Source organism: Saccharopolyspora mangrovi (genome assembly GCF_035320975.1).
In the GTDB taxonomy this organism is placed as follows: Bacteria; Actinomycetota; Actinomycetes; order Mycobacteriales; family Pseudonocardiaceae; genus Saccharopolyspora; species Saccharopolyspora mangrovi.
The window spans coordinates 366,793-380,365 of sequence record NZ_JAWLNX010000002.1; the positions used below are offsets into that span (position 1 = coordinate 366,793).

At 65.1% G+C, this 13,573-nt stretch carries 15 protein-coding genes; 11 read left to right on the plus strand and 4 right to left on the minus strand.

Annotated features, from left to right (window positions below; genetic code table 11):
- Positions 1–171 precede the first annotated feature (171 nt).
- Complete coding sequence (locus R4I43_RS04305; RefSeq protein ID WP_324264188.1) at positions 172–1,077, plus strand: TetR family transcriptional regulator; 906 nt, start codon at positions 172–174, stop codon at positions 1,075–1,077.
- 44 nt (positions 1,078–1,121) lie between these two features.
- On the opposite strand, the gene R4I43_RS04310 is transcribed toward R4I43_RS04305, so the two are convergent.
- The gene (locus tag R4I43_RS04310) at positions 1,122–2,396 is read right to left on the minus strand and encodes an MFS transporter (protein ID WP_324264189.1); all 1,275 of its coding nucleotides are present in this window, start codon (positions 2,394–2,396) and stop codon (positions 1,122–1,124) included.
- A 382-nt stretch (positions 2,397–2,778) separates the two neighbouring features.
- Here R4I43_RS04310 and R4I43_RS04315 point away from each other — a divergent pair, with 382 nt between their 5' ends.
- Positions 2,779–3,132 (plus strand): UBP-type zinc finger domain-containing protein, encoded by a 354-nt coding sequence (locus tag R4I43_RS04315; protein ID WP_132674281.1) that lies wholly within the window; start codon positions 2,779–2,781, stop codon positions 3,130–3,132.
- 126 nt (positions 3,133–3,258) lie between these two features.
- Here the strand turns inward: R4I43_RS04315 and R4I43_RS04320 are convergent, their stop codons facing one another.
- Positions 3,259–4,533 carry a PucR family transcriptional regulator gene (locus tag R4I43_RS04320; protein WP_132674405.1) on the minus strand — a complete coding sequence of 425 codons (1,275 nt, stop codon included), beginning with the start codon at positions 4,531–4,533 and terminating at the stop codon, positions 3,259–3,261.
- A 183-nt stretch (positions 4,534–4,716) separates the two neighbouring features.
- On the opposite strand from R4I43_RS04320, the gene R4I43_RS04325 reads away from it, so the two are divergent.
- The 4 genes from R4I43_RS04325 to R4I43_RS04340 all read left to right on the plus strand — a co-directional run bounded on the left by R4I43_RS04325 (position 4,717) and on the right by R4I43_RS04340 (position 8,975).
- The gene (locus R4I43_RS04325; protein ID WP_324264190.1) at positions 4,717–6,075 is read left to right on the plus strand and encodes an MFS transporter; all 1,359 of its coding nucleotides are present in this window, start codon (positions 4,717–4,719) and stop codon (positions 6,073–6,075) included.
- A gap of 28 nt (positions 6,076–6,103) precedes the next feature.
- Positions 6,104–7,117 (plus strand): NAD(P)H-quinone oxidoreductase, encoded by a 1,014-nt coding sequence (locus R4I43_RS04330; RefSeq protein WP_324264191.1) that lies wholly within the window; start codon positions 6,104–6,106, stop codon positions 7,115–7,117.
- 53 nt (positions 7,118–7,170) lie between these two features.
- Entirely contained in the window at positions 7,171–8,049 is an 879-nt protein-coding gene (gene hchA, locus R4I43_RS04335; RefSeq protein ID WP_324264192.1) for a glyoxalase III HchA, read from the plus strand.
- 116 nt (positions 8,050–8,165) lie between these two features.
- Positions 8,166–8,975 carry an SDR family NAD(P)-dependent oxidoreductase gene (locus R4I43_RS04340; RefSeq protein WP_324264193.1) on the plus strand — a complete coding sequence of 270 codons (810 nt, stop codon included), beginning with the start codon at positions 8,166–8,168 and terminating at the stop codon, positions 8,973–8,975.
- A 410-nt stretch (positions 8,976–9,385) separates the two neighbouring features.
- Here R4I43_RS04340 and R4I43_RS04345 read toward each other — a convergent pair whose 3' ends face one another.
- On the minus strand, positions 9,386–10,021 hold the full coding sequence (locus R4I43_RS04345; RefSeq protein ID WP_324264194.1) for a TetR/AcrR family transcriptional regulator: 636 nt from the start codon (positions 10,019–10,021) through the stop codon (positions 9,386–9,388).
- 301 nt (positions 10,022–10,322) lie between these two features.
- Between R4I43_RS04345 and R4I43_RS04350 the strand changes: the two genes are divergently transcribed.
- The 5 genes from R4I43_RS04350 to R4I43_RS04365 are packed head-to-tail and all read left to right on the plus strand — an operon-like array spanning position 10,323 to position 13,290.
- Positions 10,323–10,643 carry a hypothetical protein gene (locus R4I43_RS04350; protein WP_324264195.1) on the plus strand — a complete coding sequence of 107 codons (321 nt, stop codon included), beginning with the start codon at positions 10,323–10,325 and terminating at the stop codon, positions 10,641–10,643.
- 60 nt (positions 10,644–10,703) lie between these two features.
- On the plus strand, positions 10,704–11,225 hold the full coding sequence (locus R4I43_RS34260) for an RNA polymerase sigma factor (RefSeq protein WP_407691187.1): 522 nt from the start codon (positions 10,704–10,706) through the stop codon (positions 11,223–11,225).
- Entirely contained in the window at positions 11,128–11,532 is a 405-nt protein-coding gene (locus R4I43_RS34265) for a hypothetical protein (RefSeq protein WP_407691195.1), read from the plus strand. Before R4I43_RS34260 ends, R4I43_RS34265 begins: the two co-directional genes overlap by 98 nt.
- Complete coding sequence (locus R4I43_RS04360) at positions 11,424–11,918, plus strand: hypothetical protein (protein WP_324264197.1); 495 nt, start codon at positions 11,424–11,426, stop codon at positions 11,916–11,918. Before R4I43_RS34265 ends, R4I43_RS04360 begins: the two co-directional genes overlap by 109 nt.
- 1 nt (position 11,919) lies before the next feature.
- Positions 11,920–13,290 (plus strand): tyrosine-type recombinase/integrase, encoded by a 1,371-nt coding sequence (locus tag R4I43_RS04365; protein WP_324264198.1) that lies wholly within the window; start codon positions 11,920–11,922, stop codon positions 13,288–13,290.
- 13 nt (positions 13,291–13,303) lie between these two features.
- Here the strand turns inward: R4I43_RS04365 and R4I43_RS04370 are convergent, their stop codons facing one another.
- On the minus strand, positions 13,304–13,534 hold the full coding sequence (locus tag R4I43_RS04370; protein WP_324264199.1) for a hypothetical protein: 231 nt from the start codon (positions 13,532–13,534) through the stop codon (positions 13,304–13,306).
- Positions 13,535–13,573 lie beyond the last annotated feature (39 nt).

Below are 13,573 nucleotides of genomic sequence, written 5' to 3' on the forward strand. Positions count from 1 at the left end.
GCGACATCAGCCATGGTCAATCCCTGCCTCATCATCGAGTACGGAACGATCGTTCGGTCTGACGATGCGTCTTCGTGGAGCTAGAAGTTCGCATTAAAAAGGCACATGGTCAACCTATGAGCGGATGAACTGAACAGGCGCCATAAAGAAGTGTTTTGCTATGCTGAACACTTGGAGGAAGCCCCTCACCCGCCACACACGCGTTCGGACCTCGTCGGGGAAACCATCCGGGCAGCTCGGCAAAGCCGCGGCACGTCACTGCGCGATCTCGCCAAGCGGATCGACGTCAGCCCGGCCACGCTCAGTGCCATCGAGACCGGCAAGACCGGCGTCTCGGTCGCCAGGCTCCACGTCATCGCGACGGAGCTGGCAACGACAGCGAGCGATCTGCTCAGCGGGCTCTCAGCGGAGGCCGCGCGCCCCTGGCCGCCGGCGGCGCCTGGCCACCCGGGAACCCGTACCGACAACTGGCGGGACTTTCCGCCGCTTGCGATAGACCCGGTGCTCACAGCCGCCATCGGCGCGTTCGTCGAAACCGGATACCACGGTGCCACCATGCGTTCGATCGCACAGCGGGCCGAGATGAGCGTGCCGGGCGTCTACCACCACTACAGCAGCAAGCAGGAACTGCTGGTGACCTGCCTGGACATCAGCATGGATGAGCTGCACTGGAGGGTTCCCGCCGCACGACGTGAAGGGCGGTCCGCGCATCTGCGGGTGGCGCTCATGGTCGAATGCCTGGCGTTGTTCCACACGCATCGGCATGATCTCGTGTTCATCGGCGCCAGCGAGATGCGCGGCCTGGAGCCCGCGAGCCGGCGGCGCATCGCCGGGCTGCGCAACGACATCCAAGGCATGCTCGACGAAGAAGTGGACACCGCGATCGGAGAAGGAACCCTTACGACCTCCAACCCTCGCAGCGCGACGCGGGCCATCTCGACCATGTGCACGTCGTTGCCCCAGTGGTTTCGACCGGCAGGGCCGACCACACCCGAGCAGATCGCCATCGACTACGCGCAATTTGCACTGGATCTCCTCGGCTACCACCCACGCACGCAGCTATCTCCCGAAGCCTGACGGGAGTGCCGTTGCCGGCAACGACCGCCAGGCCAACTGCAGCTTCAACGCGATGTGCGATCCGCCCGCCGGCCCAGCACGGTGCCCACCAGAGTGCTCACCGCTGCGAGTGCGATCGTGACGGCAAACAGGTAGAAGGTAGTCGCGAGCCCGAGCGGCGCGGATACGAACCCGGCGGCGACCACCGGTGCGGAGATCGCCACGTAGGCCACGACGAAGTATGCGGCAAGCGTTTCCCCGCGGGCGTGGGTCGGCGCTGCCTGCACCACTCGCCGCGTCGCCCCCATGAACGTCAGACCGAACCCGATCCCCGTCACGATCGCACCGGCGAAGAACACAACCGGACTCGACAGCGGCAACGCCATCGCCGCGATGAGCATGCCCGCGATCAACGCTGCACTCCCCGCCAACGAGGCGGCCACGTTGGAGATCCTGGTGAACACCACCTGCGCCACCCCACCTACGCCCTGCATGCTGAGGATCACCAGGCCCACGACCAGGTGATTGTTGACCTGCAGCAATTCCTTGGCGATGCTGCCGCCCAGCCCGAGGTAGAGGCCGGCCACCGCCCAGGCCGCGAATGCGCCGAGCGACGCCAAGGCGAATTGACCACGGATCTCACGGGGGATCTTCAAGCGCTGAAGGCGGAGCACACCTCCCCCACCGGTACGTTCCACGGTCTCCGGCACGCGCAACGCAATTGCCGTCACCAGCACAAGCGCGACGATCGCGAGCAGCACGTAGGGCGTTCGCAGCGGGAAAACGACGAACTCGGCTATCGCGCCGGCGGCGACCGCGCCCACTGCGATCCCCAACGCTCCGGAAGTGCTGTTCACCATCGCCGCAAATCGGTGATCACTGCGCGGGTGCAGCTCAGTCAGGGCGGCTCCGGCAGCGCCGGTGAACACACCGGTGGCCAGGCCCTGCACGCCACGCGCGACGTACAGCCACGCCACTCCGCTCGCGAAGACGAACAGAACCAGACTGGCGATCAGCACCGCGACGCTACCCAGCAATACTGGTCGGCGCCCGATCCGATCCGATAGACCCCCAGAGAGCAAGAGCGCGACCACCACACCACCGGCGTAGGCTGCGTAAATCGACGTCAACGTCGCGGCGGAGAACTGCCACTGCGCCTGGTAGTCGACATAGAGCGGGGACGGTACCGCACTAGCGGCGAGGGCGAATGCCATGGCCGCGGCGACGACCCAGAAAGCGAACGCCGAACGCGCACCAGGGTGCTCCCCCAGGCTTTGAGAAGCAGCAGAACGCTCCGCCACTGCAACACCATCAAAGAGCCTTGAGTCTTCTCGCTTCACCGCGCTCCTCTTCCTGCCAGCTGCAGTCCCACGCATGCCGATCCGGCGTGACACGGCTGCTCCCCACCGGCTTTCGGGATGACTTGCCGACCCCACATCGGTGATCGGACTGAGCGGGTCAACATGAGCAATTCGCGGCACATTCCCCCACAACCTCCTCTGTGGTGGGAAGAACATGACTCCACTATCTGATGGGGAAAGACTGTGGTGGAACGACAAAGGGTTCTGTTGGCCGACCACAATAGATCCCGGGTGCAACGTGCAGCCGAAATGCTGTCAGCCAGTCATAATCGGGTGTGTTCTGCCGGAGTCCCATCCGAATCGTTCTCGATGGAGAGAGACTCCGGTGGTAAGCAAGAACCCGCGAGTCAGGAGGTCTGCCATGGCAACCGGGCCCATCCCAGGGATCAATCCAGCTGTGAGCCCCAGCGGAAACGGCTGCGTGGAATGCCTGGCCGGCGACGGCTGGTGGTTTCACTTGCGGCGCTGCGCCGAGTGCGGGCACATCGGCTGCTGCGACTCCTCACCCGGACAACACGCCACCCAGCACGCCCGCACCACCGGTCACTCGGTCATCAGCAGCTTCGAACCAGGTGAGGACTGGTTCTGGAACATCGAGACCGGACGGTTCCACCGGGGCCCCGAACTCGCACCACCGACCTCTCACCCGGTGTCCCAATCGGTACCGGGGCCAGCGGAGCGCGTTCCCCCGGATTGGCGCCGGCGCCTGCATTGATGGGCACATCCACAGGCGCCAGCGCGCCGGCGCAATTCAGCAGACAGGGCTGCGAGGGCTAGTGGAAGACCACCGTCGATGGCTGAGATGACCTCGGTGGCCAAATCCACAAACTCTGGAGAGCGTTCACCGACCTTCCGGCGGCGATGCGGCCGGTGGGCGGCCGGAGAGCAACCGCACGGCGATCAACAGCTCCTGCACATCGGCGAGCCGGCGCAGGTCGCATCCGGTGCGCTCAGCGATGCGGTCCAGCCGGTAGTAGGCGGTGTTGACATGCATGTGCAGGCGCTCCGCCGCGACCTTCGCGTTGAGGTCGCTCGCGATGTACTCCAGCAGCGTGCTGATCAGCGCCCCGCCCCGGGCCTGGTCTTCCTCGACGAACCGGCGCAGCGCTGGCCGGATCAACCGGCGGGCCGTCTCGTCCTCGCGCAGCACCAGGTAGTCGAAGGTCGACAGTTGCGGCAGCGCCAGCACTCCCGGCTCACCCCGAAGCCCGTCCCTGGCCACGCACGCTTCGGCATAGGCCTCCGGCACTTCGGTCAGGCCCTTGTGGGCGGTGCTGATGCCCACCGCCAGCGGAATTCCCTGTCGGCTCAGCCGCGCGATCGCTTTCTCCAGGGCGTCCGCCGCACCGCTCATTCCACCGGAGCGCACCGGGAAGATCGTGACGACCTCGTCCTGGCGGACGACCGTGAGCCCGTGATAACTGGCGCCGACCGCCTCACGCACCGCTGATACGGCATCGCGCAGCGTCCAGTCACCCAACAGCGGCCGGATCGGTGCCGCGGAGGCGACGCTCACGCTGGTCGCGGGCTCGAGACCGGCCGACCGCAACATCGCCTGTTTGGGGCCCGGCGACAAGTCACGACCCGCGAGCAGGTCCTCGAGCAGGTCTCGACGGACACGGTCGCTTTCCGCGACCTGGTGTTGGTGGGCGTGCAGAAAGGCCTCCGCCGCCACCGTGCTGCCCACTTCGATCACCTGCATCACGTGGGTGGCGAGTGTGAGCGCCGCTTCCCGCGCCTCCGGGTCGTCCTTCGCAGTTTCCAGCAGCCCTTCCCACAGGGTGACCTGCCCGATCCGGTACGCCTTGAGGAAGTCGGACAAGGCCACGCCCTGGCGCACGCGGTTGGCCGCGTACTTCCAGGTGACCGGGAAGTCGGAGCGCTGCGGCGACCGGGCCTCGGACAACGAGGTCAGCGCAGCCCTGAACACCGCATCCACGTGTGCGGTCAACTCGGCGTGCAGCCCTTCGTCCGGGCTCGCGGCATAGGCGGGCACCTGCGCCCAGGTCCGCTCCACCGAGCGCGCCACGATCGCATCGAAAGACGCCTCGACGCCGTCGATGATGCGCCGAACAGCGGGAGCGACCTCGCCCTTTACCCCATTCCGTCGCGCCATCACCACAACTCCCGAACCTCAAAAGTACCCATGGCCGACATCGTCTTGTCAGCGTAACCGACTTTTGTTGTCCAACAACAAGGCGATGTGACAGGTGTTGTGAGCCGGTCATCGTGCCCTGGGGAGCGAGTAACCGGGATAGTCGAGTGCTACCCGAAGCTCCTAATCACCCTCGAGGGAAGCATGAGCACCGAACTACCCACGGCGTCCGGCAATGGTGCCGCGCCACGGCGGCCGATGGGGCGCATAGCAACCGCCTCACTGGTCGGAACCACGATCGAGTTCTACGACTTCCTGATCTACGGGACCGCCGCCGCTTTGGTGTTCGGCCCCTTGTTCTTCCCCTCGCTCGGCCCGGCGGCGGCAACGGTCGCGGCGATCGCCACGTTTGGTGTGGCCTTCGTGTTCCGCCCCCTCGGGGCGATCGTGTTCGGTCACTTCGGCGATCGCCTCGGTCGCAAGAGGACTCTCGTCACGACTCTGATCATGATGGGCGGTGCCACGTTCGTGATCGGACTCGTACCGACGGCGTCTGACATTGGTGTTGCGGCGCCCATCGTGCTCGTAGTTCTGCGGGCGGTGCAGGGCGTCGCGCTCGGCGGGGAATGGGCCGGAGCGGCGTTGCTGACCTCCGAGTACGCGCCGCCGAAGCAACGAGGCCTGTACAGCATGTTCCCCCAGCTCGGCCCGGGGTTCGGCGTCGCGATGTCCAGCGCGACGTTCCTGGTGTCGGCGCTGGTCGTGAGCCCTGAGGCGTTCGCGAACTGGGGATGGCGCGTTCCCTTCCTGGCCAGCGCGGTGCTCATCGCCCTCGGGCTGTACGTGCGTCTCAAGATCGATGAGACGCCCGCGTTCAGCAAGGCCGCCACCCGCAACGAGAGTGCCACACTGCCCTTCGCCGACGTCCTGCGCGAACAGTGGCGTCAGGTGATGCTCGGCGGCGGCATGTTGTCGATGACGTTCGCCTCCTTCTACATCGCCACCGTTTACCTCACCGGCTACGCCGGGCGCGCCGATGGCACAGGCGTGCTCGGCCTGTCGCAGACAACGATCCTGGTCGTCGATATCCTCGCCTCAGGCGTGCTCTCCGTCGGTGTCATCGGTTCGGCGATCGTCTCGGACCGGATCGGCCGTCGGCCGGTCCTGCTGGTCGGCACCACGTTCGGGATCGTCGCCGGGCCGCTGGCCTTCGCCATCATGCAGCCCGGCAACGCCTTCTCCTTCTTCGTGGCGATGATGCTGCTGATGCTCGTACTCGCCATCCCCTACGGCCCGGCCGCTGCCTATTTACCGGAGCTCTTCCACACCCGGTATCGCTACACCGGAGCGGGTATGAGCTACAACCTGGCCGGCATTCTCGGCGGCGCCATGCCGCTACTGGTGGCAGCGCCTCTCGCAGCAGAGTTCGGCGGTTTCGGCGTCGCCTTCTTCCTCTCTGCCCTCGGGATCATCAGCACCGGATGCGTACTGGCGATGAAGGAAACGCACGCAGTGGCGCTCGACGCAACCACCCAGACCACTCCGGCAACCGAAACCTCCTGATCTCCACTCACACCCACAGGAGACGATCGTGAACGAGGCACCGACCCCAAACGAGATGACCGAGATAGTCATCTCCCGGCCCGGCGGTCCCGACGTGTTGCAACCCCGAACCGTGGCCGTGCCGACACCGCGCGACCGCGAAATCCTCGTGCGAGTCGAAGCAGCGGGCGTCAACCGTCCGGACGTGATGCAGCGCGAGGGCAAGTACCCGATGCCGCCCGGGGTCAACCCGACTCCAGGGCTCGAGATCGCCGGTGAGATCGTCGCCGTCGGCCACGGCGTTACCCAGTTCGCGATCGGTGACAGGGTCTGCGGACTGACCGAAGGCGGTGGTTATGCCGAATACTGCGTCATGCCTGCCGCCCAGGCGCTCCCCTTGCCCGACGGTGTCGACGCGGTGCACGCCGCGGCCATTCCGGGGACCTTCTTCACCGTGTGGGCAAACCTGTTCGGCATCGCCAGCGCGTCCAAGGGTGCAACTCTGCTCGTCCACGGCGGCACCAGCGGCATCGGCTCGACCGCCCTGATGCTCGCCGAGGAATTCGGCCTCCGTGCTTGCGCCACTGACACTGGTCCGGACAAATGCCACGCGGTCCTCGAACTGGGCGCCGAACGAGCCATCGACTTTGGTGAAGAGAACTTCGTCGACGTCGTGCACGACTGGAGCGGCGGAAACGGGGTCGATATCATTCTCGATATCGTTGGTGGCGCATACCTCACGCGCAATCTCGAGGCCTTGGCCAAGGACGGAACGATCCTTCTGATCGGCTTCCTTGGCGGCGAGACCGCCGAGAAGGTCAACCTACTCGACATCGCGCTCAAACGAGCAAAACTTACTGGTTCCACCATGCGATCCCGTTCAGCTCAAGAAAAGGCCTCCGTCGCAGACGATCTGCGCGACAAGGTGTGGCCCGCCCTGTCTGCAGGCCGATGCCTACCCAAGATCCACGAGGTGTTCCCGCTGGAACGCGCCGCCGATGCGCACCGGCTGATGGAAAGCGGCTCTCACGTCGGCAAGATCGTCCTGCGACCACCGAGCTGACTTTGCTCGGTCACAGGTTCGACAAGGTTCAACAATGAAAGTAGGTTCACGAGATGTCCGATACAGCCAATCTGAGCAAGAATCCAACGCCGGACGAAGCTGAGGACAACGCGTTCTTCCCGTCCCCGTACTCATTGAGCCAATACACCGCGTCGAAGACCAACTTCGCCGGGGTGCAGCACAAGGGTGAATACACCGGCGGCAAGTGGAAGATCCTCATGATCGCTGCGGACGAGCGCTACCTCCTGCTGGAAAACGGCAAGTTCTTCTCGACGGGTAACCACCCGGTCGAAATGCTGCTTCCCCTGCACCACCTCATCGAGGCCGGTTTCGAGGTCGATGTCGCGACCATTGGTGGCAATCCGGCCAAACTCGAATTGTGGGCCATGCCGCACGAGGACGAGGCTGTGCAGGCCACTTATGAGTCGCTCAAGGCGAAGCTGAAGCAACCCAAGAAACTCACCGAGGTCGTCGCCAACGAACTCGGAGAGGATTCTGACTACCTTGCCGTTTTCATCCCTGGTGGACATGCTGCCGTCATCGGGTTGCCGGAGAGCGAGGCCGTGCGGGACACGCTGGACTGGGCTCTGGCGAACGACAAGTTCGTCATCACGTTGTGCCACGGCCCTGCCGCGCTGCTCGCCGCCTCCCTGGACAAGGAGGAATCGCCATTCAAGGGCTACTCCGCCTGCGTGTTCCCGGATGCGCTCGACGAAGGGCCGAACCTTGACATCGGTTACCTGCCAGGGCGGCTGCGGTGGCTCGTGGCCGACCGGTTGACCAAACAAGGTCTGACAGTCCTCAACGATGACATGACCGGCAAGACCCACCAAGACCGCAAGCTTCTGACCGGCGACAGCCCACTCGCCTCGAACGATCTCGGCCTCCTCGCCGCAGGGGCTCTCATCGAGGCAGTTCAGAAGACCGGATAGGGCCCCTTCGGGCGCTCACCAAAGCGCAACGAATCCCGGGCCGCCGGGGGATCCGACAACCGGATCACCGCGGCGGCCCCGGGACTAAACCCGAACCCCAGTGAAAGAGCATCAGCATGAGTGGCAAGACCTGGTTCATCACTGGCGCCTCCCGCGGATTCGGCCGCGTCTTCGCCACGGCAGCCCTTGACCGTGGCGACAGAGTCGCCGCCACAGCCCGCAACCCCGATGCGCTGGCCGAACTGGTCGACACCTACGGCGACGCGATCCTTCCCCTCACTCTCGACGTGACGAATCGCGCCGCCGCATTCGAGTCGGTGCACGCCGCGCAGCGGCACTTCGGGGCCCTTGACGTCGTCATCAACAACGCAGGCTACGGACTGTTCGGCTTCGTGGAGGAAACGTCCGAAAAGGAGGCACGCGAGCAAATCGAGACAAACCTGTTCGGCACCATGTGGGTCACCCAGGCCGCACTTCCGATCATGCGCGAGCAGCGCAGCGGACACATCATCCAGATCTCCAGCTTCGGCGGCATCGTCGCCGTCCCGCACTTCGGCGCTTACGTCGCCAGCAAATGGGCGGTCGAAGGTCTTTCCGACGTGCTCGCCCAGGAAGTCGCCGGCTTCGGTATCCACGTCACGGTGGTCGAACCCGCAGGCTACGCCACCGACTGGGGCGGCCAGTCCGCCAAGCACACCACACCGAACCCCGCCTACGACGCCATCCGGCCGGGCTCATGGGGATCAGGCGGCTACGACCCCAGCCACGCGGGACCGGCCATGCTCGAAATCGTCGACGCGAAGCAGCCGCCTCGTCGGGTCGCCTTCGGCTCCGGTGTTGTGAACACCTTCAACCGGGTCTACGCCGACCGCATCCGCCACTGGGAGAAGTGGGAACACGTGTCCGATATGGCCAGCGGCACCTGACATCCGACTCCCGCCCACGGGTTCGTCGAGGTCATGAGTCCGACGAGCTTTCCCTCAGCTCCCACCGAATCCGTCGGGCGGTGAAAACGCCGGAACATGCGCCGAGGTCAAGATGCCAACTCCTTGCGGTGGTGGAGTTCCCCAGGCATCGTTGTCGATCTCTGTGCCGGGCTGCGTGCCCCGATCAAGTCTCAACCGCCAACCGCAGTTCCTCCCGGCAATTCCCCGAGTTCGGGCACCGGGAAAGTTCTTTGGCGGAGAGCACGACCAATCGGCGGCAGCGTCCCCACCCCCGCTGACCCAAACGGTGCCTGCGGAACGTCGGCCCATCTTTACGGAACAGACGTCGGCCTCCCCTCGACCAGACAGACCTTCCGCACCGGCACCCCTCAGCGCAAACCCATGGCGATCTACCGCTTCGTCGTCTCCTCTGACGTGTCGCTGCCTGTCTCAATCGTGGCCGTAGTGGCGTGCGCGACGAGGGTTCGGATTTGAGCGACGGCATCTTCCACAGGGCCAACCGGTTGAGTGAGGTGGCTGAGCGTGAGGCGCACGAACACTTCGATCAGCCACACGCGCGTGTCCGGGGGAAGCTGCGGGTAGAGGACGGCGGCGTCGGCCTGGATGCGGGCCAGGGCGGGCTGCAGGACCGGTTCAGGGTGGGTCGTGAGCAGGGGCAGGAGATCGTTGTTGCCCCCGGGGGCGCCGAGGACCACAGCTTTGACGAGTGGATTGTCGGCAGCCGTGCGCATCACGAACTCCGTGGCGGCCGGCAGGCCACGACCCGGATCACCCGGATGGGCCTGCAGTTGGGCGGAGACTCCGGCGAGAAAGCGCTCGGTCTCACGAGCGATGAGGGCCACTCCCAGATCGTTCTTGGTGCCGATCTCGTTGTAGACGCTCTTGCGACTCACTCCGACCCGCTCGGCGATGCGCCCCATGGTCACGGCTTGCCAGCCGTGGGAGCAGGTCAGCTCGAAGGCCGCATCGAGTAGTCGATCGCGGAGGAGGGCCCGCACCTCCGCGTGAAACCCCTGGTCACTCACGCCCCAAACTATACAGAAGCGATCACGCTGCCACCCGAGTTCACATTCGTGGTATTTTTGTGTAAGGTGTGCACACCGATTCCGTTCATGTGACGAGTCCGCTGCCTCGTGGCACCAAACCGCGCGAAGTGCCACCAGCGCTTCCGGGACAGAGATGGGCTGCAGCAAGGGTCAATCTCCATGGCCGAGGCGAGCGGGTCGCGCGAAAGACAGGCACTGACCGCAGGTAAAGCTGCGGTGCATCGGCGGATGCGAGCCCACCGCATCGACCGCCGCAAGTCCGGGCGCCAAGGCTGCCCACATGGTTCAGCTGCTCATCGCACTGATCTCAACCGCCGACTCCGCAGCGCAGGACCCTTTCAACCGCTTAGCCCAATCCACCGTGCACGACATGGCAAGAATGGGGCGCACCATGACCAACGGCATGGCCCAACTGCTCAGCATGGCGATCCCCCTCATGCTGTTCATGGTCAGTCCGGCACTGATCCCACTCATCGGCTGGCTCGTCGGGACGCTGCGCGATCTGATCGCCAGAGACCGGAGGCACGGCCTCCAAAGCACTTCTCGTTCCTTACGCGGCCACCGGCGCGATCCGCGGACTGCACGAGACCAGGAGGCCTAGCCGCCATGCCTCAGCGCCTTCCACGACCTCAGCTGCCGTAACTCACTCGTGACGAGCCCCATGAGCACACCAACTCCTCCCACAGACATCGCGTCCCCGAGGAGCAGCGCGTCCTGGCAGCTCGTGACTGCCGCACAGGCCGGCGATCGCGGTGCTTTCGCCACCCTCTACCAGACCTACGCACCAGGACTACACCGCTACCTGCAGGCCCGTCTCCGCAACCAGGCCGTGGCCGAGGACTTGGCCAGCGAGACCTTCCTGCGCGCGCTGCGAAGTCTGCACACCGTGACCTACCAGGGCCGCGACGTCGGCGCCTGGCTCACCACTATCGCCGCCAATCTGATCCGCGACCAGCTCAAATCCGCCCGCCACCGGAACGAACTCCTCGATCATGACACCGCCAGCACCCAAGTCGCACACGCCAGCCCGGAAAGCATCGTCCCAGCGGAAGTGCCTGCTGCTGCGGTTCTTCCACGACTTCTCGATCGCCGATACCGCAGTAGCCATGAATCGCGATGTCAACGCGGTCAAAGCCCTCCAACACCGCGCCATCCGCCGCCTCGCCGCTCTCTTCAGTCGTGAACGAACGGGTCTTGCGGAACCAGTTCGTGAGCGGTCGCGGGCCCGCCGATCAACGGGCGTAGGGGGGGGAGCACCGACTGACTGCGACGGAAATCGCACCATCCCGACTACCCTTCCCATATATCTCCGAGGTTTGAGCGGGACTTCGGTGGGCTTTCCAAACACACTCAGAGCACGGAACAGGGGGAGGCGACGGAGATGGAAAGGATCGGCCGCTTTAACCGGGACGAACAAACTGGCCCGACAGGATGGACGGAATCCATCGTCGCTGCCGTTATCCCCGACCGTAGGCCTGACGCCGAGCTAGAGATTCCCCCGCTTCCCGTTCCCGAGCTGGGACCGGTGGCAGACAGCTCATCAGCATTCAGCATGGGACGCATCGATCGTTCTGGCCGGATCGCCGCACGCAGCGTTCTCGACCGACTCGGCTGGTCACCCCACGATCGGCTCTCACTCACCACAGTCGCCGGTATCGTCGTGATCCGCCGGGACCCAGCAGACGGCACCGTCACGCTGCCAGGGCGCGGCTGCCTCGGGATTCCATCCAGAGTCAGGGGACGTTGTGGCATTGAGCCCGGCCGCAGCGTCCTGCTCACGGCCATGCCCAGCCACGATCTCGTCCTCCTATACCCAGAGGCCATGGTCGAACAGATGCTTCTCCTCTTCCACACCCAGGTCATCGCTCAGGACTGACATGCGCGCTGAAACCGACGAGGGAGACACTGAGGGAATCCGCGAGGAACTTCAGGCACTCCGCGTCCTCCTGGCGCGACTCAACCTAGCCCCCACCGATCTCACCACCACAGATCCGCCGACGCCGACATTCGAGCAGTACGTACCCCTGGTAGCGGCCTCGGTCAGCGTCGGCACCAGACGGACATATGGTCGCTACTGGCGACAACTCGTCGAACACTGGCCGCAACGTCGACTCACCGAGCCCACCAGTACCGAGATCCGACTCCTCGCGGAACACGTTCAAGCGCGAGCTCTTACCCGGCGCAACAGCCGCGGTGGCCGCAGCGCCGCCGAGCACTTCATCGCAGCGCTACGCCGCCTCTACGAACAAGCCGAAGCAGACGGCTTGCTCTCGGGAACCGCCAACCCGGCCAGTCGCGTGCCAAAACCAACCAGGTTGCCCAGTACCCGGCGCGCCCTCTCCAATCGCCACCTCACCGAGATCAACCACATCGCTGCCACCACCGGCAACGACCCCGCTCTCGATTCACTCCTCCTCCGCTTCCACACCGAAACCGCATGCCGCCGCGCCGGCGCACTCACCCTCCGACCACGCGACCTCGACCCCGAACTCTGCGTCGTCCAACTGACCGAAAAAGGTGGCACACGACGAACACAGCCCATCTCGCCCAGCCTCATGGACCACCTACGTGCCCATATCCACCACCGCCACAACACCGCTCCCGACGCGACCGTGTTCCGCTACCGCGACGGTCGACCCATCACCCGCCGCCGCTACGACCACCTCTGGAACCGCATCGGAGACCACCTGCCCTGGGTCGCCGCACAACAGGTCAGCATCCATTGGATTCGGCACACCACCCTCACCTGGGTCGAACGCCACTTCGGCTACGCCGTCACCCGCGCCTACGCCGGCCACCTACCCCGCGGACACGAACCCACCGCCACAACCACCTACATCCGCGCCGAGATCGAAGAAGCCGCCACCGCCCTCTCCGCACTCACCGGCGAGCCACACCCCCTCGCACTGGAAGGCCAAAGCCCGCCGGCCCAACCCAGGAGCCAAATTCAATACCCCCTGAAACCATCACATATACAGAGCGAGGAAATCCTGAATGCCGACGACATGCGAGAAAGCGGCATCAGCGAATTCGACGACGTCGACATCACCAGCACGGCCCGCGACGGCAGCACCCGTCATCTGCAGGGCTACACGGCGATTCCCTACGACATCCCGCGAGGCTGCGCCGCGGGGTACATGCCCGAGATGAACGTCCTGTGCGCCCTCGGTGATCACAGCTCCCAGAGCGATCAGCCTCTGATGAAGCACGTCACCATCACCGTGGAACGCTCAGCGAGCAGCGGCTAACCGGCGCCGCGGATCACGACCGAGCTTGCTGTGAAGCTCGGTCGCCGTGCCGCCGCTTGGACAAGGCGAGCGCCTTCTGGTCCAGGTAATGCTTCGCAGCAAGCAGTCCGACGAAGATCAGCCCCATGCCGATGTGGAGCCCTCCCGCCAGCTCACCTCGCGGCGCTGCGACCACGTGGAACGCGATCAACCCGGACGCGACCAGGACGGCCGCGCAGGCCCAGACGAGCGGCCGGTTACGCATAGCGCACATCCACCTTTCCGTCGTGCACAGACGATCACG